Origin of the sequence: Nannocystis sp. RBIL2, assembly GCF_026626745.1 — a bacterium.
GTDB lineage: Bacteria > Myxococcota_A > Polyangia > Nannocystales > Nannocystaceae > Nannocystis.
In genome coordinates, this window is record NZ_JAPNJW010000002.1 from 5,731,277 (window position 1) to 5,751,433 (window position 20,157).

The following is a 20,157-nucleotide window of genomic DNA, read 5'->3' on the forward strand; positions in this document are numbered from 1 at the left end:
CTCCGGGCGACCCGGAGTCTAACCCGAGGGCGACGGACCCCGACTCCTTCATGAAACCCGACCTTGGTCGGGTAGCCGTCCGCCGATGCGTGATTCGGGCTCCGGTCGCGCAGGTGGCCCGCCCGGCGGTATCGTCGATCGGCATGGCTCGTGGCGTCGGCGAGATCACCGGAGCGGCGGCGATCGGCAGCGTCGGCGGCACCGCGCTCGCCCTGCTGATCCCCGCGCTCGTGTTCTGGGCCCTGTCGCGGCGGCTGCGGCGCCAGGCGGCGCTCGAGAAGGCATCGCTGAATCCGGCGATGGCGCCGCTGGCGAGCGGACCGGCCGCGCTCGCCGGCACTGTCGAGGTCTCCGACGGCGGCGCCGCGCCGGTCGAGGTCGTCATCGAGGAGCAGCGCGACGGCACCGACTGGCGCGAGGTCAGCCGGACGATCACCGCGCGCCCGTTCGTCCTGCGCCTCGCCAGCGGCATCGCAGTGCACGTCGAGCCCGGCGCGGCCCCGCTGCTTCTCGACGCCCTCGACCCCGTCGAGTGGTCCCGCGAGGCGCGCAGACAGCGGGTCGCGCAGCTGTCCGTGAACGAGCCCGTGTTCGTCCGCGGAGTTCTGCGCGTCAGCGGCGATCCGCGAGGCGGCGACCCGTATCGCGGCGCCGAGGCTTTCGTGCTCTCTGCGCCGCCGCACCGTCGACTCGTGCTCTCGACCGAGGCGTTGAGCGGCGCCCTCGAGCGGCGGGCCGACGAACACTTCGGCCGCTGCGCGATCCTCCTGGTCCTCCTCGCGCTCGGCCTCGTGCTCTACCTCGACGTCTGCTACGCCGCAGTGGCCTGGCTCGTGGCCGCCGCGCCGCCGCCTTCGCTGCAATTCGACGTCTACTTCTGGGTCATGCTCGTCTCGGGCTTGGCGATCGTCGGCGCGGTCGCCTCGTCGTGGAGCGAGCGGCCCTGGTACGTCCGCCGCGCGCCGCGATCATGATGTCCCTTCAAGCATGTCCACAAGGACATGTCCGTAGATTCAGACCGCGCGCGGCTCGATGCCGCGCCAGAACACTTCGACCACGCGATCGCGATAATCATCGCCGAGCTCGGGAGCGGCCGAGCCGAGGGCGTGCTTCATGAAGTGAGGCACCTGCAGGCTCGAGCTGAACGCGGTGGCGAGCGCGGCCGGCGAGGGCGCGACGATCCGGCCCTGCTCCGCCAGTCGGGCGAACCACCCGACCATCGCGCGATGGGCCGGCATCCCGGGCCAGCCTTCCTTCTCCCAGTTGAGCACCTTCGCCGGGTGGGTCTTGGCCGCCGACAGCACCGAGATGCACGGGAGTTGCTGGACCAGGAACGCGTCGATCTTGGCCGCCAGCTCGCGCATCTGCTCGAGCACCGGCCGCGCGTCGGGGCCTTGCTCGATCTCCGCGACCCATGGCGGCGTGCGGGGGATCAGCGCCCGCACCATCAGCTCTTGCTTGGTCCGGAAGCGCTTGAACAGGGCCGCCTGCGACACGCCGAGCTCCTGGGCGATCACGTCCGTCGACACGCTCGGGCCGTGCTCGAGGAAGCACCGGCGCGCGGTGTCGAGGAGCTCCTCGTCGCTGAAGGAACGCGGTCGCATTGGCCGATTGGAGGGTGCCACCTTCTGAATAACACGCCACCCTCGTCAATCATCGGTCGCTCACGCCCGCGCGCCTGCCGCCGTGCGTGTGGACGCGCTCGCCCTGCCTGGGTCGGCCCGGGCGCCGCGGAGTCTGGCGCGCTTTCGCACATGCAGCGAACGGCCTCCCAGGCCCGCCTGGGCCGCAGAATTCAAAGTAAGTGATTGCTCATTTATTTTTCTTGCACCCGCCCCGGGCCCGAGTTAGAACGTGGGCAATCACTAACTAAGTCCCTCCAAAGGCGCGGATTCGCGCCTGCCCGAAATCGCCGGACATTGTCATCACCTGTGATGATAAGGCCCTGGTCGATGCAATCGTGGGCGCGCGAATGATACGCGCGCGGACAATCGTAGCGATTCACCAATTGAGGCGGCCAGCACCATGACATCCGTGCATCTCTCGCGCCTGCTGCTCGGGGCGGCGCTGTTCCTTCCATTCGCGTGTGACAGCGGCGACCAGCCGAAGATCGGGCTGCCGCCCGCGCGGGCGGCCGACGGGGCTGACGCGCCCAAGGTCCCGGGTCCGCCGCCGCGGCCCGAGCAGGGCGTCGCCGCCGGTCCGGCCGTCGCCAGCGCCGCCGGCCGCTACGTCTCCACCGCCCTGCCGAAGCACAGCGCCGACCTCAGCCCGCGCATGAGCGGCACCCTCGTCGACGTGATGGTGGAGGAGGGCGAGCGGGTCAAGAAGGGCCAATTGCTGTTCCGCCTCGACGCCCGCGCCAGCCGCCTTGGCATCGCCCAGGCCGAGACCTCCCTGCAGGCCGCCTCGATCAGCCGCGACAACGCCGAGCGCGAGCTCGAGCGCCAGCGCAAACTGGCCCAGAGCGGCAGCATCTCGCCCGCGGTGCTCGAGCGGGCCGAGCACGCCTTCACGGCCGCCAGCAACGGCATCACCCAGGCCGAGGTCGCCCTGTCGATGGCCAAGCGCAACAGCGGCGACTCGACCGTCTCCTCGCCGATCGACGGCGTCGTCACCAAGAAGCTCAAGAACGTCGGCGAGTCGGTGACGATGATGCCGCCGACCGTCGTGATGGTCGTGCAGGACCAGTCGGTCATCGAGCTGCGCGCGCGCATCCCCGAGACCGCGCTCAAGACCATCCGCGAGGGTCAGACGATCACCGCCCACTTCAGCGCGCTCGAGCTGGCCCGCAGCGCCACCGTCGTGCGCATCCAGCCGACCGTCGACGCGCAGACGCGCACGATCGAGATCGTCGCCGACGTCGACAACGCCGACAACCTGCTGCGCCCCGGCATGTACGTCGAGGTCGAGCTGGCCGCGCCCGAGGCCGCCGCCGTCCCCGTCGCGGTCGCCCCGGCCGCGGCCGACAAGGCTCCCAAGGGTGGGCCAGTGGCCAGCGCCAAGCGCAAGCGGTCGTCCGCCGCGGGGGGCCCGCTGTGAAGCTCGCCGAAGTATCGATCAAACAGCCCGTGTTCGCGGCGATGCTGATCGCCGCGCTCATGGTGTTCGGCCTCTACGCGCTGCCGCGCATCGGGGTCGAGATGTTCCCCAGCGTCGAGTTCCCGGTCGTGACGACCACCGTCGTCTATCCCGGCGCCGACCCTGCGACCATGGAGTCCAAGGTCGCCGACCCGATCGAGGAGGCGCTGCAGTCGCTGAGCGGCGTCAAGCGCATGACCTCGCGCAACTACGAGGGCGTCACCGCCGTGATCCTCGAGTTCGAGCTCGAGGTCAACGGCGACCAGGCCGTGCAGGACGTCCGCGACAAGGTCGCCGCGATCGAGCGCGAGCTGCCGACCGGCATCGACCCGCCGACGGTGCAGAAGCTCGACGTCGGCGCCACCCCCGTGCTCTCGGTCGCCCTCGCCGGCGACCTGGCGATCGGCGAGCTGACGCGGATCGCCAAGGACGAGGTCAAGCAGCGCATCCAGCAGATCCCCGGCGTCGGCATCGTCGACGTCATCGGCGGCCGCGAGCGCGAGATCAAGGTCCTCGTCAACCCCGCGCGCATGACCGGCTTCGGCCTCACCGTCGACGACGTCATCAACGCGATCAAGGCCGGCAACCTCGAGCTGCCGGCCGGCTACATCAAGAGCGGCGGCAACGAGCTCACGATCAAGACGAAGGGCGAGATCAAGAGCGCCGCGGAGATCGGCGACATCGTCATCGTCGGGGTCGGCGGCGCCGCGATCCGCGTCAAGGACTGCGCCGAGGTCCTCGACGACGTCGAGGACGCCCGCTCCGCCTCCTACCTCGACGGCAACGCCGCCATCGGCCTGATCGTCCGCAAGCAGAGCGGCGCCAACGTCGTCGCCCTGGCCGACCGCATCCGCGAGGAGCTGGTCGAGATGGAGCCGCTGCTGACCAAGCACGGCATCACCGCGGCGATCCCGACCGACAACTCGGTGTTCACCGAGCACGCGATCCACGACGTGCAGTTCGACCTCGCTCTCGGCGCGGCGCTGACCGTCCTCCTGATCCTCATCTTCCTCCACGACTTCCGCGCGACCTTCATCGCCGCGGTGGCGATCCCCACCAGCATCGTCGCGACCTTCGCGTTCATGAGCTACCTGGGGTTCACCTTCAACAACATCTCGATGCTGGCGCTGTCGCTGTCGATCGGCATCCTGGTCGACGACGCGATCGTCGTCATCGAGAACATCTACCGCCACCTCGAGATGGGCAAGGGCCGCATGCGCGCCGCCCTCGACGCGACGTCGGAGATCGGCCTCGCGGTCATCGCCACCACCCTCTCGCTGGTCGCGGTGTTCGTGCCCGTCGCCTTCATGAAGGGCATCATCGGCCGCTTCTTCTTCCAGTTCGGCATCACCGTCTCGGTCGCCGTCCTGCTGTCGATGCTGGTCTCCTTCACCCTGACGCCGATGCTGTCGTCGGTGCTGATGCGCCACGGCCACGAGCACCAGCCCGGGTGGTTCGCCCGCGCCTTCAACGCCGCCTTCGGCGTGTTCGAGCGCTTCTACACCGCCGTGCTCGGCTGGGCCCTGCGCTGGCCGTGGACCACCGTGCTGCTGGCGATCCTCTCGCTGGTCGGCTCGGTCGCCCTCGTCACCCGCGTGCCCGGCGAGTTCATGCCGAGCCAGGACCGCTCGCAGTTCGCGGTCCAGGTCGAGCTGCCGACCGGCACCGGCCTCGAGGCGACCATCAACACCGCCGAGGCCGTCGCCGCCGACCTGCGCGAGCACCTGCCCGGCGTCAAGACCACCTTCACCACCATCGGCGGCGGCCAGCAGGCCCAGGTCAACAAGGCGGAGATCCAGGTCATCCTCATCGGCCGCCACGACCGCGGCTTCGGCCAGCGCGACGCCATGCAATGGGTCCGCGACCGCATGCTCGGCATCGAGGGCGTCCAGGTCACCGTCGCCGAGATCAGCCCGCTGGGCGGCGAGGGCGGCCGCAGCCAGCCGATCCAGTTCTCGATCCGCGGCAACGACCTCGCCGAGATCACCGCCGCCGCCACCGCCCTGCGCGACGAGCTGGCCCAGACCGGCAAGTTCGTCGACCTCGACATCACCTTCCGCGGCGGCAAGCCCGAGCTCGCCGTCCACGTCGACCGCAACAAGGCCGCCGACCTCGGCGTCCCGATCGCTTCGGTCGCTCGCACCATCCGCTCGCTGATGGCCGGCGACACCATCTCCGACCTCAAGGACGGCGCCGACATCTACGACGTGATCGTGCAGATGCCGGAGGCCCAGCGGACCCAGATCGAGGCGCTCAGCAACCTCAAGGTGCGCGCCACCACCGGGCAGATGATCGACCTCGCCAGCCTGGTCCGCATCGAGCGCGAGTCGGGCCCCAGCGAGATCGAGCGGCAGAACCGCCAGCGCCAGGTGCTGCTGCTGGCCAACCTGCGCGGCGCCACCCTCGGCGAGGCGCAGCAGCTGCTCGACGAGGCGGCCGCCCGCGTCATCCCCGGCCACCTCAACACCGGCTACATCGGCAACGCCGAGATGATGAAGGAGTCGTTCGAGGCGATGATCCTCGCGCTCGGCCTGGCGATCGTGCTCGTCTACATGATCCTCGCCGCCCAGTTCAACAGCTTCGTCCAGCCGGTCGTCATCATGATCTCGCTGCCGCTGTCGGTCATCGGCGCCTTCGGCGGGATCTACCTCGCCGGCATGACCCTCAACGTGTTCTCGTTCATCGGTCTCATCATGCTGATGGGCCTCGTCACCAAGACCGCGATCCTCCTGGTCGACTTCACCAACGACGAGCGCAAGCGCGGCCAGGAGATCGTCCCCGCCCTCGTCAGCGCCGGCCGCGTCCGCCTGCGCCCGATCGTCATGACCGCCGCCGCCACCATCTTCGGCATGGTCCCCGTCGCCCTCGCCCTCGGCGAAGGCGGTGAGGCCCGCGCGCCGATGGCAGTCATCGTCATCGGCGGCATGATCACCTCGACCGTGCTCACCCTCGTCGTCGTCCCGGTCTCGTACCTCCTGTTCGACCGCATGGTGACCGCCCGCTCGACCCGCTGGATCGCCCGCAAGCTGTTCGGCGACGCCCCCGCCGAGAAGCTCGACTAGCGCCATGACATGGCCCTCGGGACAGCTTGTCCCGAGGGCCATCCGCCGTCGCCCTCCGCGACGACCCCCTTTTAAAAACAGAAACCCTCACTGTCACTTCGGACTCCGGCGCCCGCCCCTGCGCGGCGGCGCCAGATCGAGCACTGCCGCATGATCGCCATCGCCTCTCTGTTCGTGGTCGCCCTCGCCGCCCCGCCGTCCGACGCCGTGCCCGACCCGCGCCGGGCCGCCAGCCCCGACTCGGCCGCCTCTCATACGCTCGCAGTCGACACAGACGAGCTCGAGCGGATCTTGCGCGAGAGCCCGCTCGGCAAGGGCCTCGTGCCGGTGGCCGGCGGCCTGACCGACGACGCAGTCGCCGAGCGAGCCGTGGCCGCCTCGCCGTCCCTGCAGATCAAGCAGGAGGCGATCGAGCGCGCGGCAGCCCGCGTCGACCAGGCGATCGTCAGCTTCCTGCCGACGCTCGGCGTCAAGGCCAGCTACTCGCGGCTGTCGAAGGCCGCGATCAACTTCGGCGGCGGCGCCAGCGTGGCCGCCGTCAACGGCCCCTCCGAGGGCGTCGCGCCGATCACCGTCGGCGACTGCCCCGGCGGCCAGGGCCAGTGCGCGCTCGACCCCCAGGGCGTGCCGCTCGTCATCACCCCGCCGTTCAAGATCCAGATCCCCCTCAACTCCTACTCGCTGTCGGCCAACCTCTCGGTCCCGATCTCCGACTACATCCTCTCCCTCGCGCCCGCCCGCAAGGGCACCCTCGCCGCGCGCGAGTCCGCGGTGTTCGCCCGCGACGCCGAGCGCGTCAAGGTCCAGACCGACGCCCGCCTGGCTTATTACAACTGGCTGCGCGGCGTCGCCTCTCTGGTCGTGATCGAGGACTCGCTGCAGCGGACCCAGTCGCGCCTCGTCGACGCCGAGAACCTGTTCAACGCCGGCTCCGCGACCCGCTCCGACGTGCTCCGCGTCGACGCCCTGGTGTCGTCGCAGCAGAGCGCGATCGCCGACGCCCGCGCCTTCCGCAAGGTCGCCGAGCGCAATCTCGCGGTCATGATGAACGAGCCGACCCGCGCCTACGACGTCGGCGAGGACATCCTCGCCCCGCCGCCCGACCTCGGCGAGCTGCCGACGGTCGACGACCTGATCACCGAGGCCCAGGCCCAGCGCCTCGAGGTCCGCTCGCTCGAGCGCGCCGTCGACGGCACGCACCAGAACATCCGCGCCACCCGGGCCGGCTACTACCCGCGCCTCGACGCCTTCGCCGACGCCCTGTACGCCAACCCCAACCAGCGGTTCTTCCCGCTGTCGCCGGTGTGGCGAGCGTCGTGGTCGGTCGGCGTGCAGCTCAGCTACACGATCAACCAGAGCCTGCGCACCAAGGCCCAGGTCCGCGAGCTCAAGACCAACAAGCGCGAGCTCGTGCTGCAGGCCGAGCTGATGCGGCGCGCGATCGCCATGGAGGTCGCCCAGGCCTACCACGACCGCGAGCGCGCCCTCGCGGCCATCGAGCTCAGCACCCGCGGCCTCGCCTCGTCCGTCGAGGCCTACCGCGTGGCCAGCGAGAACTACAAGCTCGGCGCGGCGACGACCAACGAGATCATCGCCGCCGAGGGCGAGCAGGTCCAGGCAGCCCTGCGCGCCGTCAACTCGCGCATCGACCTCCACGTCGCCACGACCCGCCTGCTGTACGCCACCGGCCGCCTGAACCCCAAGTGAGCCCGGGCGACAGCGCCCGCGGCGAGCCGGCCGGTCGTGCTAAGAATCAGTGCGAGCCGATGACGACCCGCACCGACGACGACCCGATCGAGACCGAGGCGACCGAGGCGACCGAAGTCGAGGACGACGAGGACGACGACGTCGAACCCGAGCCCCCGCCCGAGCCGACCTTCGGCCGCGAGGAGTTCCTCGAGTGGCGCTCGCCGCGTCCCGGCACCGCCAACCCGGAGCGAATGACCAATCCGGTGTGGGTGTGGATCGTGCGAGCCGGCGTCAACGCCTGGGCCGCCAACCAGCGCTTCGACGGCCCCTCGGCCCTCGGCGCCGGCCCCGGCTGGTGCTTCGAACGCTTCGGTTGCAGCAGCACCGAGCTGCCCGACGGTCGGCTCATCCAGATCGCCGGCGAGCACGAGGATTACTACGACCCCGACTTCTACATCTACAACGACGTGATCGTGCGCCACCCTGACGGCCGCGTCGACATCTACGGCTACCCGCGCGACGTCTTCCCACCGACCGACTCTCACTCGGCGACGCTGGTGGGCGACCGCATCATCCTCATCGGCAGCATCGGTTACACCGGCGAGCGCAAGTACGGCCACACGCCGGTGCTCGCGCTCGACCTCGAGACCTTCGCTATCTCCACGATCCCCACCAGCGGCACCCCGCCCGGGTGGATTTTCAAACACACCGCGACGCTGTCGGACGACGGCCGGGCGATCGTGGTGCAGCGCGGCGAGCTCGACCGCGGCGAACGTCAGTCGATCGTCGAGAACATCGACGACTGGCGCCTCGATCTCGACACCTGGGAGTGGCAGCGGCTCACCGACCGCCGCTGGCCGCGCCGCGAATTCCGCCGCAGCGACGGCGAGCGCAACCGCCTGTGGGAGCTCGGCCAGGCCTGCTGGTATCGCCAGGTCGGCTGGGCCAAGGAGCTGGCGGAGGAGCTCGAAAAGTTGACGAAGGCGTACGGCAGCCCGCCCGACCTCGACCTCGCCGACCGGCTGTTCCGGCCGTCGGTCGCCCACGAAGTCATGGCCGACGAGGACGACTCGTTCAACACCACCCGCATCCGCGTCGACGGCGTGGTCGTCCGCTTCGTCCGCGACGGCTTCGAGCTGCAGATGACCGTCGAGGGCGAGCTGCCCGAATCGACGGTCGACGCGATCGCCGACGAGTTGCGCGAGAAGCTGTCGACGCTCGAGCAGACGTCGTACACCCTGAACACGCTGTGAGGTCGGCGCCCGCGGGGTGTCGACAATCGTCCGACATCCCAGCCAGGACCCGCTGAAACGCGTCTCGCAGTTCGTCCGTGACGGCGTTCGCACGGCCCGAAAATTTTTGCGTCCGCATGACCGGATGCGCCGCGGGCGAGCACTACCTCTCGAGGTCGCGTTCGTCTCGCCGGCCATGCATCCGTCATGACCACGCCTCGGAGCTCCCCCACCACCAACGCCGGCGCCTGGCAGGCGCTGCGCGACTACCTGATCGACGCCTACAACAATCAGGAGATGCGCACGCTGGTCGAGCTGACCCTGCTCGCGGAGGCGGGGACGAAGCTCCCGGACGAGCGGGTGCCGGCGCAGGAGTACGCGGCGAACCTCTGCACGCTGATCCAGCGCCACTCCGGCTGTCCGGTGCCGGAGTTCTGGAAGCAGCTGACGAACGATCGGCCGTGGCGCCAGCCGGAGATCGACAAGCTCCAGTCGATCTTCGACGCGGCGATGGCCGCGTCGGGCCGGCCGCCGCCCGCTCCGCCCAGGCCGGTGCGTCGCGGGCACTTCACAGTCCCGCCGCTCCTCACCGCCGCGCTGATCACCGCCATCGGCGTCGCCGGCTCCTACTGCGCGCTGACCGGCATCAAGCCCAAGATCGAGTGCAACGACGGCACGCTCTCGCCGACCTGCACGGAGTCCGGCTCCGGCTGCTGCTCGCGCCACGGCGGGATCAAGCGCGTCGAGCCGAAGTGACCGCGCCCCGCTCGCGCCAGCCCGCCGCGACGCGTTCGCGGCCCCGTCCATCGCCTTGCCCGCCCCAGGACTCGACGTCTCCATGCACGATCACGACCACGCGACCACCCTCTCGCTCGGGGGTCCCAACGGCATCCGCGTCCACCAGGCCGCGCCGGCCCGGCGAGAGCCCGTCCAGCCGGCGCGCCTCGCCGACCCGCGCACGCGCGGCCTGGTCCAGCGCGGCCTGGCGACGCACGGCCGGCTCGTCGTGATCGCGGTGGCAGTGCTCGGCAGCGTCGTCCTGCTGTCGTGGATCGCCCTCGTCAGCAGCCTGTCGCTGCCGGGTCTGTTGTACCTGCCAGGAGTGGCGATCGCCGCCGCCCTGTGGGTCGCCGCCGGCGTGCTCCACGTGCTCTCGCGCGGCAGCCAGCGCTCGCTCGACACTGCGCGCGAGCAGCAGATCCTCGCCCTCGCCGCGCGTGTGCGCGGCCCGCTGACGGTCGCCGACGTCGCCCACGCGCTGCGCCTCTCGCTGGCCGAGGCCGAGGCCGCGCTCACCGAGATGAGCCGCAGCGGCCACGTCCACGCCGACGTCGACCTCGACACCGGCCTCCTCCAGTTCTCTCTCGCCGTCCGCCCCGCATCCCTCGCTCAGGACCACCGCCCATGAATCAACCATCGCTCCTCCCGCCCCCGCGTTCGCACGCGCCGCTCGCCACCCCGCCGATGTTCGACCCCACCACCGGGGGCGCGGTCCAGCCGGGCATCGGCCAGCAGCCGCAGTTCTATCCTCCGCCCGGTCACCCGCAGGTCGTCGCCGGCGGGCCGATGCCGATGCAAGGCGCGATGTACCCCGGCCAGGCCTATCCGCAGCCGATCAACATCGTCGTCCAGAACACCAACACGATGACCCAGCAGGGCCCGACCGCCGGCGCGCTGGTGCGGGTCGCCGATCGCAACAAGTGGGTCGCCGCGCTCCTCGCCTTCTTCCTCGGCGGCCTCGGCGTGCACAAGTTCTACCTCGGCCAGACCGGCATGGGCATCGCGTATCTGCTGTTCTGTTGGACCTTCATCCCGCTGGTCCTCAGCATGATCGAGACGCTGATGCTGGTGCTGTCCAGCGAGCGCGAGTTCGACGTGCGCTTCAACTCTCGGCTGGCGCGCTAGTCGTCGCCGTCCTGCGGGGTGTGGCGGCGACACCGTAGAACGCCCGAGCACGACAGCGGCCGAATCACTTGTTACTGTCGCATTCGTGGCCGACCCCGTCCGCGTCTCTCGAGCAGTCCTGTTCGTCGCGCTCGTCTGCGCCTGCACGCAGCCGCGAGAGCGCCCGGCCACCGCCGAGGTCGCGCCGGCCGTCGCGGCTCCGCCGGCGGAGCCATCGCCGCCGGAAGATCCCGCCGCTGCCGATCGCGTGCGCGACCTGGCGTTCGCCTTCGACCCCGAGGCGTGCGTCGCCGAGGGCGAGGCGCTGCTGCGCGGGCGCCCCGACGACGGCCGGCTGCGCGCGTGGACCCTCGCCTGCGTGGCCGACAGCGGCCGGCGACTCGAGGCCGAGGCTCTCGCCGAGCAGCTGCGGACCGAGCGGCCCGACGATCCCTGGGCGGAGTTCGCCCGCGTCGCCATCGGGCTCGTCGATCCCGAGACCCCGGACCGCGCCGCGCTGCTCGCCACCGAGGCCCTCACGCCCCGGCTGGACGATCACCCCGACATCCTCCGCCTGCGCGCGCGCGGCCTCCTCGGCTTCGAGCGCACCGACGACGCGATGGCGCTGGCGGACGCGCACCCCGAGGTGCTGCAGCCGGCGCGCGCGCGCGGGCTGCTGCAGCGCGCGCGCGACCAGCTCCCCGCGGCCCTCGCCGAGGCCGAGAAGATCCAGGGCGTCGCCGCGATCGAGGTGGCCCTCGCCACCGCGCAGGCGCTCGCGCAGGCCGAGCGCCCCGCCGACGCGCTGACGTGGATCGCCAAGGCCGTCGAGGCCTCGCCGGGCTCGGTGCGGCTGCGCCAACAGCGGTGGAAGCTGCTGCGCGCCGCGCCCGAGCGCAGCGACGACGAGCGGCGCGAGGCGATCGTGCAGGACATCGACGCCTTGCTCGCGCTGCGCGGGCAGCAGCCGTCGGCCCTGCTGGCCGCCGCCGACGCGCTCCGCGAGCACGGCCAGCTCGAGCGCGCCGACGACCTCGAGCGCCGGATCGCCGCCGAGTTCGAGGCCAGCCCCGCGCACGAGCTGCTGCTGTACCGCCGGATCGCCGCCGGGCTCGGCCCCGACGGCAAACCGAAGCCCGAGCAGCGGCCCGCGATCGACGCCTTCCTCGCGCGCCCGCGGCTGCACGATCCGTCGCTGCGCGAGGAGGTCGCCCTGCTGCGCTTCGAACTCCTGCGCGCCGACCCGGCCGCCTCGGCCGACGATCTGCTCGCGGCCGTCGAGTTCATGCGCCTCGCCGGCCGCATCGACCTCAACAGCCCGCACTCGCACGGGCCGATCGCGCTGGCCGAACGCGGCGTCCACCTTGCGCGCGCCGAGGCGCTGGTGCGCGAGGGGCCCGCCGCGTTCGACCGGCTCGTCGCCGAGCTCGCGGCCGCCGGTATGCCCGACGAGATGCGCGACATCATCCGGCGCGACATGTTCGGCGTGAACTACGACGCGCTCGGCGTGGTGCTCCTGGCCACCGGTCGATCCGCCGAGGCCGAGGCGGCGCTCCTGCAATCGCAGGAGGTGAGCCCCGGCTACCCGGAGAGCCTCGCGCGCCTGGCCGCCCTCGCGCGCGGGCGCGGCGACATGGACGCCGCCGAGGGCTACCTCGCCGCCGGCTTCGAGCTGGAGCTCTTCCAGCGCGCCAATCCGTGCAAGCTGATGCTCGCGCAGATCTACCGCGAGGAGCACGGCGACCTCCGAGGCTACGAAAAGTACCTCGACAAGATCCGCGCGCGCGCCAAAGAGCTCCGGCGCGCCAAGGTGATCGCCGCCAGGGCCGCCTCACCCGCGCCTGCGCCGGCCTTCGCGCTCGAGCGCCTCGACGGCGCCATGATCACGAACGATGCGCTGCGCGGCAAGATCGCGGTGATCAAGTTCTGGTTCACCACCTGCAAGCCGTGCATCGACGAGCTGCCCGCTTTCGAAAAGCTGATCGAGGACTACGCCCGCGACCGCGACGTCGAGATCTTGACGATCCACTACGGCGGCGAGAAGACCGAGGTCGCCCGGTGGATGCGCGAGCACAAGCACCGCTTCCCGGTGCTTCTCGACGGCGGCTTCTGCCAGAAGGCCGGGGTCGAGGTGTTCCCGACCTTCTGGGTGCTCGACCGCGAGGGCCGGCTCGCCTACACGCTGCCCGGCGCGTCCGAGAACCTGCGCGAGGAGTTCGGCTGGCGCATCGAGTCGCTGCGCGGCTGAAGGTCGCCTCAATCGTGGCACTTGCAGCGCTGCGCATTCGCGGGCCGAATGTCGACATTCTCGATTCGCAGCGCGCGTAGCTCGCGTCCCTCGCGGCCCCACGCCTCGCTCGTGACGCGCCCGTAACCTCGCGCCGCCCCCGCCGCTGCGGAGAGCGCGGTCCTCGTCATCGGGGCGGCAGGCGCCCGCGAATGTGCACTGCGACGGGTGTCCGGGCGTACACGCGCGCCGCGGCCGACGAACTGTGCGTCGCTGCGCAGCATCGCCCAGCGCGCGCGGATTCGTGCGCGGGGATCTTCTTAGTCCATAGGCGCATGCGCGCAGTCGGATGCGGCCGCGCTGGAGGCCGCGTGTTGACGGGCTCTCGTCGCTGCACCTATCGTGCGAAACAAGGGCCCGGGCCCCTACGGATGGCTGTCGACGTGTCCAATCCTTCTTCGGTGCTGCAGTCGAGCGACGCGATCTTCACCCTCGACGTCGGCGGCGCCTCGCTGCGGGTGGTTCGCTTCACCGGGCACGAGGCCATCTCGAGCCCGTTCGAGTTCTCGATCGAGGTCGCGGCCGTCGACCTCGACACCGAGGCGATGCTCGGGCAGTCGGCGCTGCTGACGATCGAGGGCGCCGAGCTCCCGCGCCACGTCCACGGCATCGTCTACGACGCCGAGTACATCGGCCACACCCGCGAGTTCGACCTCTACGCGCTGAAGCTCGGCCCCTCGGCGCACCTCCTGCTGCACCGCAGCGACTGCCGGATCTTCCAGGACAAGACCACCCAGCAGATCGTCAGCGAGGTGCTGACGAAGGCCGGCGTGGCGAAGGACCGGTTCCGCTTCGCGCTGTCGGCCAAGTACGAGCCGCGCAACTACTGCGTGCAATACCGCGAGACCGACCTCGCGTTCGTCAGCCGCCTGCTCGAAGAGGACGGCATCTGCTACTGGTTCGAGCACGACGAGAGCCGCCACGTCTGGGTGATGGCCGACAGCAGCCAGGCCCACCCGGCGATCGGCGGCACTTCGACGGTGTGGTTCAACCCGCCCGACGGCGCGATCCAGGATCGCGAGCACATCACCGAGTTCCGGTTCGGCGGGCGGATCCGGACCGGCACAGTCTCGCTGCGCGACAAGAACCTCCACAAGCCCGACCAGGCCATGGAGGTCAAGGAGACCGGCAAGGCCAAGCCCGAGCTCGAGGCCTACGACTTCCCCGGCGAGTACCAGGACCCCGGCCGCGCCGGCCCCAACGAGGGCCAGGTGCTGGCGAAGATCCGCCTCGAGGAGCTGCAGGCGACCCGCCGCAAGGGCACCGGCGACAGCGACTGCCCGCGGCTGACCCCCGGGCACACGATGACTCTCGCCAGTCACCCGCAGCAGGAGCTCAACACGCAGTACCGGATCACCGAGGTCCACCACCGCGGCGAGCAGCAGCAGGTGCTCGACCACGACGGCCAGAAGGCGAGCTCGTACGACAACAACTTCTCCGTCACCGAGCTCAAGGTCCCGTTCCGGCCGGCCCGCGTGACGCAGCGGCCGGTGATGCGCGGCCTGCAGTCGGCGGTCGTCACCGGCCCCGAGGGCGAGGAGGTCCACGTCGACAAGTACGGCCGCGTGCGGGTCCAGTTCCACTGGGACCGCGAGGGCAAGTTCGACGACACCAGCACCTGCTGGGTGCGCGTCAGCCAGCTGTGGGCCGGCAACGGCTGGGGCGCGATGTTCATCCCGCGCATCGGCCACGAGGTCCTGGTCGACTTCCTCGAGGGCGACCCGGACCGGCCGATCATCACCGGCCGCATCTACCACGGGCAGAACGAGGTGCCGTACCCGCTGCCCGAGCAGAAGACCAAGAGCACCATCAAGTCCGACAGCTCGCTCGGCGGCGGCGGGTACAACGAGTTCCGCTTCGAGGACAAGAAGAAAGAGGAGCAGATCTTCCTCCACGCCGAGCGCAACATCGACGTGCGCGTCAACAACGACGCCTTCTCCACGGTGTGGAACAACTCGCACGTGACCGTCGGCCACGAAGAGGGCGGCAAGGCCGGCGACAGCTTCGTCCAGCTGTTCCACGACCATCACCTGACGATCCACCGCCACACCAAGGCCCACCTCGGCGGCGACGTCGAGCTGCTGGTCGGCGGCATCGACGGCGTCGGCCGCGTCGACATGCACCTGCTCGGCGACAAGCTCGAGCTCATCGACGGCGACCGCAACGAGCACACCCGCAAGAACACGCTCGAGAAGGTCGACGGCCACGTCTCGCGGATCGTCGACGGCAACGAGCAGACGACCATCGGCGGTCGTCTGGCGATCGAGGCCGCCGACGAGATCCACCTGCGCTCCTCCAAGATCGTCCTCGACGCCGGCAGCGCGCTGACGATCCAGGGCCCGGGCGGGTTCATCACCATCAATTCCGGCGGCATCTACATCAAGGGCAACATGGTCTACATCAACAGCGCCGGCGCCCCGGTGCGTGGGACCGACGCCGCGCCGAACACCGCGCGCGACGCCAACGACGCCGCGCCGACCGCCGCGACGCCGTCCGAGCGCGGCTCGAAGTGATCCGGGCCCGACCGCCGCGAGGAGGACGATGCCGACCTATAACCCGGGCTCCCCGTACCGCCTGACGAGTCGGTGGAACCCGGCGCGCAAGCACCCGACGAGCGGCAAGGTCCAGCCGCACCGCGGCGACGATTGGGGCGCCCCCGAAGGTACCCCCATTCCCGCCGCGGCCGACGGCTCGGTGGTGTTCAACGGCTGGGTCGGCGGCTACGGCAACACGATCGTGCTCGAGCATACGATCCGCGGCCAGACGGTCCACACGCTCTACGGCCACATGAACGTCGCCTCACCGCTGGCCGTGGGCACCCAGGTGACGACGCGCCAGACCGTCGGCACCGTCGGCATGACCGGCGGCGTCAGCTCCGGCAACCACCTGCACTTCGAAGTCATGCCCGGCGGCACGCCCGGGCGGCCCAACCTCGCGCGCGGTCACGCGACGGTCGACCCGCACACCTTCGACTTCCCTGACGGCGGCGGCGGCCAGCCGGCCGAGACCGGCGGCGGTCCGTGGTCCTACCCGTTCGAGGGCAACGAGGATCAGAAGGCCAACGAGGGCACCTTCCTCGGCGTGCTCGGCGGCCAGGAAGGCGCGCTCGCGCGGACCGACGACGGCTTCTACCCGATCGGCGGCAACAGCCTGTGGCACGGCGGGATCCACTTCGACGAGCACAGCAAGGCGACCCTCGATCAGGAGAAGGGCGTCCGCTGCATCCGCGAGGGCGAGATCGTCGCCTATCGCGTCGACAGCGAGTACCCCCACGTCGAATTCCCGAACGGCGCGCGCGCCCTCTATTCACGCGGCTTCGTCCTCGTGCGCCATCGCCTCGAGATCCCCGACGGCGAGCCCGACAAGCGGCCCAAGCTGGTGTTCTACAGCCTGTACATGCACCAATTGGACTTCAAGGCCTACAAGGACGACTCGAAGCTGACCCGGCCCGAGCACTGGAGCTCGCCCGATCGCTTCCGCGTCGGCGACAAGGCCAAAGACCGCCAGGAGCCCGGCGCCGGGCCGCCGATCACCGGCGAGCTCGAGGGCATCTGCGGCGAGGACGGCACCTGCAGCCCGGTGCCGATCCCGCTGCCGCGGCCGCGGCCCGTGTCGTGATCGGCCGACGCCGCGCCGACTACGACGAGAACCCGGTCAGCCGCTTCTTGCCCGGCGCGGCCGGACACGGCGTGACCGGATCTTCGACGCCCGCGCGCTCGTCGAACGGGCGCGTCTCGCCGCTCGACAGCGCCGCCGCGGCCTCCGTCTGCGCCGGATCGGCCTCCTCCTCGGGGGTCTGCGTCAGCCGCTCCGAGGCCATCGCGCCGAGCTGCTCGAGCCGCGCCGAGATGTTGGCCGGCGTCGCGAGGTCGAGGACCTGGGTCATCCACCCGGGCTCGCCCTCCTTCACGTCGCGGACGAGGCACAGCAGCTCGATCAGCCGGCACACGTCCTTCTCCTTGACGATCCCGTGCAGCGCCGCGCTGGCGAGGCCCTTCTCGATCATCGCAGTCAGGCCCTGGCCTCCGAGCGCCGCGCTGAGCAGCGGGAAGCGCTCGCCGAGGTGAGCCGCCATCCGCTCCTGAAACCCGCGGACGCTGCGCTGGCGGAAGTCGTCCATCTGTTCGCGCGTGATCTTCAGCATGGCTTCACATCGAGAAGGTTTGCAGGGCCGCGGTGTCCGGCCGCTCGAACACGATGCGGTCGATGCCGGCGAGGAACTCCTTGCGCTGCTCGGGCGTGATCGTGGCCGCGAACGCGTGCATCACCCGCGGGTCGTAGTAGCGGAAGAACAGCCGGTGCGCCTCGCCCTCGGCCTCGACCATGAGGAACTGACGGAAGTGCCGGCGCACCGCGAGGAAGTCGCGGGCGCTTTCGACGTAGATGCCCCACGCGTCGCCCCAGCCCTCCTCGACCAGCCGCTGCAGCAGCCCCGAGTCGGCGCGCAGCTGGACCAGGTACGGCGCGACGTCGTCGTAGGCCCGCCCCTGCTCGCCGTCGTACAGCGACGCGTAGGCGTCGACGCTCTCCTCGAGCAATTGCAGCGCGCGGTCGGAGCGAGCGGCGTCGACGATCGCGTACAGCCGACCGGCCCGGCTGCACGGCTGCAACTCTGCGAGCGCGGCGCGAGCGGCGTCGCTCGGCTTCACCGGCCCGGGCGGCGGGCTGTAGTCCTCGACGAGGAAGCGAAAGGTGGTCGCGCCGGCGGTCATCCACCCGCGATGCGCCAGCTCGCCGTGCCAGCCCGGCTGACCGTCGATGGTGAGCCGGTGCGGATCGATCGCCTGCACCTGGGCGCACACGCCGTCCCAGAGGATCTGGAATTGCGGCGACCCTGCCCCGTCGGCGTCGACCACGAAGTCGGCCTTCGCGGTCCCGACGGTGCGCGGCACCCCGGGCTCCAGCACCAGCTTGTGCCAGGTCTCGCGGCCCGACCACACCTGCAGCACCCCGCGCCGCCGCACCGGCGGCCCCGGCGGCAACAAGGGGTAGCGCCGGTACGTGTAGTCAAGCTCCTGCAATTGGTCGGCGTAGCGGGGATCGGTCTCCTCGAATTCGCGAGCGGCGATGAGACCGATGTCGACGCGCGCGCGGTCGTCCTCGTGCGGGACGCGGCCGCGAGCGGTGGTGCGAGCCATGAGCTCGAGCTGGTCGGCGATCCGCCGCAGGGTCGCCGACTGCGACGGATCGAGCGCCTGCGTGCGCGCCCGGGCCTCGCCGAGGACCTGGGCGAAGGCGTCGCGCGAGACGATCCGCATGAGGTCGGGCATGGCGCGTCACATCCCGACGGGCGGGTGGAACTTGCGAGGGATCATCAGCTGCGTGCCGCCGCCAGGGCAGCGGACGATCTTGTCCGGCGCCGGCTGGTCCTTCTGCTTGTACGACCAATCGTCGTCGATCGCCGCGCTGGTGCTCTTGAGCGCCAGCGCCTCCTCCCCGCCGAACGGGACCGGCCGCGTCTCTCGGACCACCGGCGGCGGCCGCGGCGAGTCGCCGACCATCGGGTACACCGACGACGAGCAGCCGAGCTGCTCGGCGGTGGTCTTCTTGTCGGCGGTGAAGTACTGCCCGAGCCCGGCGCCGGGGATGCAGTGCTGAAAGAGCGTCTGCTTGGCGACCGACACCACCTCGACCCCGCGCGACAGATCGATGCCCTTGATGTGCGAGAGGATCTGGCTCGGCTTGAGGCTGCCGATGTGCGCCGCGTAGAACTGGTAGGCGACTGCGAAGCGCGCCGACATGCGCTCGTGCGGCAGGTCGTCGCCGGGCCCGGCCAGCTCGTGCTTGCTGGCGTCGACGTCGACCATCGCGTCGCGGCCCGAGCGGGCGCCCGGCGGCGGCTCCTCGTCGTCGAGCGTCGCGGTCTCGGGGTCGGGCGGGCGCGGCTGGGCCGAGTGGTCGTGGGTGTCGAGGTCGTCGCGCCGCGGCTTCTCGCACTCCTCGCAGAACGGGGTGCCGCGGCGCGCCGCGTTGCGCATGGTGAAGCACTGCGTCGAATCGCCGATGATCACCGTGGGGCAGCCGGCCGCGATCAGGTCGCCGGAGATGTGCACGCCCGGATCGGTGCGCCGCGCGGCCTGCCGCGCATTGATCAGCACGGTCGCCGAGCCCTGCTTGATCTTGTCGGCCGGGCCGAGCGGGAAGCAGACGATCGCGTCGCCCTCGCGCGCGGCCGGCAGGAAGCCGATGATCACGTTGGCGCTGCCGCTGTGGATCGGGCCGCCGACGTGCGCCGGGGCCCCGGGGTGGGGACAGACGTGAAAGTCGCTGATGCGCGCGGCGTCGGGCATGCATCCACCGATGCGGGTGACCTTCGCATCGTAACAGAACGGGCCCGCAACGAGAGCCGCGCGAGCTGCGTCGGTACGAGGTGCGACACCGCCGACACCACGCCGAAGTCAGCGAAGGCGGAGCGCGCCGCTGCGCGCAGATCGGCGCGGCGGAAGGACCCGGGCGGTGATCGCCGTGGAGGACTCCCCGGTGCGCCCGGCACGCTCGCAGTTCCGAGCGCGCCCGGCCTTCAGCTCGCCGTCACCATTCGAAGAAAGCGCCCCAGCACGCGTAGTCCAATTCGCGGCCGCGCTTCTGGCAATACTTCCAGGCCTTCCCCGCGCACCAATCGTCGGGGACGTCGCCCAACCTGACCTTGTGGCGAAACGCCGGGCGCGCCGCGTCGGGGGCGAAGCCCTCGCAGTGGGCCAGGCAATACGCGGCGTCGTCCGCCGCGAGGATGTCGACGATGCAGCCCCAGCTGCCGGCCGGCACGTCCGCCATGAATTCTTCGGAGTTCGGCGAGTCCGATTCGTCGGAGTCCGGCTCGGCCAGAGCGGGGTGCGCAGCGAGAGCGCCGAGGAGCACGCAGATTTCTTTTAAAAAGAACATGACGGTCCGTCCTGCTTCCGCGCCGCACGCGGCGACGACC

Annotated in this window: 16 protein-coding genes; 11 read left to right on the plus strand and 5 right to left on the minus strand. The window is 70.8% G+C overall.

The genetic code is table 11. From position 1 onward, the window contains the following. The first annotated feature begins 143 nt into the window (after positions 1–143). Positions 144–974: a hypothetical protein gene (locus OV090_RS47540; RefSeq protein ID WP_267711729.1), complete on the plus strand. Its 831-nt coding sequence runs from the start codon at positions 144–146 to the stop codon at positions 972–974. Positions 975–1,013: 39 nt separating this feature from the next. Here the strand turns inward: OV090_RS47540 and OV090_RS47545 are convergent, their stop codons facing one another. Then, complete coding sequence (locus tag OV090_RS47545) at positions 1,014–1,604, minus strand: helix-turn-helix domain-containing protein (RefSeq protein WP_267711730.1); 591 nt, start codon at positions 1,602–1,604, stop codon at positions 1,014–1,016. A gap of 430 nt (positions 1,605–2,034) precedes the next feature. Here OV090_RS47545 and OV090_RS47550 point away from each other — a divergent pair, with 430 nt between their 5' ends. The 10 genes from OV090_RS47550 (at position 2,035) to OV090_RS47595 (ending at position 16,853) form a co-directional block, all read left to right on the plus strand. Next, positions 2,035–3,042, plus strand: coding sequence for an efflux RND transporter periplasmic adaptor subunit (locus OV090_RS47550; protein WP_267711731.1), 1,008 nt, complete (start codon positions 2,035–2,037; stop codon positions 3,040–3,042). Further along, positions 3,039–6,143 (plus strand): efflux RND transporter permease subunit, encoded by a 3,105-nt coding sequence (locus OV090_RS47555; RefSeq protein ID WP_267711732.1) that lies wholly within the window; start codon positions 3,039–3,041, stop codon positions 6,141–6,143. The genes OV090_RS47550 and OV090_RS47555 overlap by 4 nt, the downstream gene beginning before the upstream one ends. A 150-nt stretch (positions 6,144–6,293) precedes the next feature. Further along, positions 6,294–7,850: a TolC family protein gene (locus OV090_RS47560; RefSeq protein ID WP_267711733.1), complete on the plus strand. Its 1,557-nt coding sequence runs from the start codon at positions 6,294–6,296 to the stop codon at positions 7,848–7,850. Positions 7,851–7,909: 59 nt separating this feature from the next. Beyond that, complete coding sequence (locus tag OV090_RS47565) at positions 7,910–9,085, plus strand: hypothetical protein (RefSeq protein ID WP_267711734.1); 1,176 nt, start codon at positions 7,910–7,912, stop codon at positions 9,083–9,085. A gap of 186 nt (positions 9,086–9,271) precedes the next feature. After that, positions 9,272–9,820, plus strand: a complete 549-nt coding sequence (locus tag OV090_RS47570) for a hypothetical protein (protein ID WP_267711735.1) — start codon at positions 9,272–9,274, stop codon at positions 9,818–9,820. 82 nt (positions 9,821–9,902) lie between these two features. Further along, positions 9,903–10,472 carry a hypothetical protein gene (locus OV090_RS47575; RefSeq protein WP_267711736.1) on the plus strand — a complete coding sequence of 190 codons (570 nt, stop codon included), beginning with the start codon at positions 9,903–9,905 and terminating at the stop codon, positions 10,470–10,472. After that, positions 10,469–10,969 (plus strand): TM2 domain-containing protein, encoded by a 501-nt coding sequence (locus tag OV090_RS47580; RefSeq protein ID WP_267711737.1) that lies wholly within the window; start codon positions 10,469–10,471, stop codon positions 10,967–10,969. The genes OV090_RS47575 and OV090_RS47580 overlap by 4 nt, the downstream gene beginning before the upstream one ends. An 85-nt stretch (positions 10,970–11,054) precedes the next feature. Further along, positions 11,055–13,196: a TlpA disulfide reductase family protein gene (locus OV090_RS51390; protein ID WP_267711738.1), complete on the plus strand. Its 2,142-nt coding sequence runs from the start codon at positions 11,055–11,057 to the stop codon at positions 13,194–13,196. Between the two features lie 422 nt (positions 13,197–13,618). Then, positions 13,619–15,748 (plus strand): type VI secretion system tip protein TssI/VgrG, encoded by a 2,130-nt coding sequence (gene tssI, locus OV090_RS47590; RefSeq protein ID WP_267711739.1) that lies wholly within the window; start codon positions 13,619–13,621, stop codon positions 15,746–15,748. 28 nt (positions 15,749–15,776) lie between these two features. Beyond that, positions 15,777–16,853 carry a M23 family metallopeptidase gene (locus OV090_RS47595; RefSeq protein WP_267711740.1) on the plus strand — a complete coding sequence of 359 codons (1,077 nt, stop codon included), beginning with the start codon at positions 15,777–15,779 and terminating at the stop codon, positions 16,851–16,853. A 19-nt stretch (positions 16,854–16,872) separates the two neighbouring features. Here OV090_RS47595 and OV090_RS47600 read toward each other — a convergent pair whose 3' ends face one another. From OV090_RS47600 to OV090_RS47615, 4 genes are all read right to left on the minus strand, one after another. Then, positions 16,873–17,379 carry a hypothetical protein gene (locus tag OV090_RS47600; RefSeq protein WP_267711741.1) on the minus strand — a complete coding sequence of 169 codons (507 nt, stop codon included), beginning with the start codon at positions 17,377–17,379 and terminating at the stop codon, positions 16,873–16,875. A 4-nt stretch (positions 17,380–17,383) separates the two neighbouring features. Further along, the gene (locus tag OV090_RS47605) at positions 17,384–18,505 is read right to left on the minus strand and encodes an immunity protein Tsi6 family protein (protein WP_267711742.1); all 1,122 of its coding nucleotides are present in this window, start codon (positions 18,503–18,505) and stop codon (positions 17,384–17,386) included. A 6-nt stretch (positions 18,506–18,511) separates the two neighbouring features. Continuing rightward, complete coding sequence (locus tag OV090_RS47610) at positions 18,512–19,525, minus strand: PAAR domain-containing protein (RefSeq protein ID WP_267711743.1); 1,014 nt, start codon at positions 19,523–19,525, stop codon at positions 18,512–18,514. 241 nt (positions 19,526–19,766) lie between these two features. Further along, positions 19,767–20,093, minus strand: a complete 327-nt coding sequence (locus OV090_RS47615) for a hypothetical protein (protein WP_267711744.1) — start codon at positions 20,091–20,093, stop codon at positions 19,767–19,769. Between the last annotated feature and the right edge of the window lie 64 nt (positions 20,094–20,157).

Bases quoted from the DNA above. Each gene is read 5' to 3' on its own strand.
- OV090_RS47560 (WP_267711733.1), top strand. From the start codon at position 6,294: ATGATCGCCATCGCCTCTCTGTTCGTGGTCGCCCTCGCCGCCCCGCCG.
- OV090_RS47575 (WP_267711736.1), top strand. From the start codon at position 9,903: ATGCACGATCACGACCACGCGACCACCCTCTCGCTCGGGGGTCCCAAC.
- OV090_RS47565 (WP_267711734.1), top strand. From the start codon at position 7,910: ATGACGACCCGCACCGACGACGACCCGATCGAGACCGAGGCGACCGAG.
- OV090_RS47580 (WP_267711737.1), top strand. From the start codon at position 10,469: ATGAATCAACCATCGCTCCTCCCGCCCCCGCGTTCGCACGCGCCGCTC.
- OV090_RS47610 (WP_267711743.1), bottom strand. From the start codon at position 19,525: ATGCCCGACGCCGCGCGCATCAGCGACTTTCACGTCTGTCCCCACCCC.
- OV090_RS47570 (WP_267711735.1), top strand. From the start codon at position 9,272: ATGACCACGCCTCGGAGCTCCCCCACCACCAACGCCGGCGCCTGGCAG.
- OV090_RS47595 (WP_267711740.1), top strand. From the start codon at position 15,777: ATGCCGACCTATAACCCGGGCTCCCCGTACCGCCTGACGAGTCGGTGG.
- OV090_RS47540 (WP_267711729.1), top strand. From the start codon at position 144: ATGGCTCGTGGCGTCGGCGAGATCACCGGAGCGGCGGCGATCGGCAGC.
- OV090_RS47605 (WP_267711742.1), bottom strand. From the start codon at position 18,505: ATGCCCGACCTCATGCGGATCGTCTCGCGCGACGCCTTCGCCCAGGTC.
- OV090_RS47545 (WP_267711730.1), bottom strand. From the start codon at position 1,604: ATGCGACCGCGTTCCTTCAGCGACGAGGAGCTCCTCGACACCGCGCGC.
- OV090_RS47600 (WP_267711741.1), bottom strand. From the start codon at position 17,379: ATGCTGAAGATCACGCGCGAACAGATGGACGACTTCCGCCAGCGCAGC.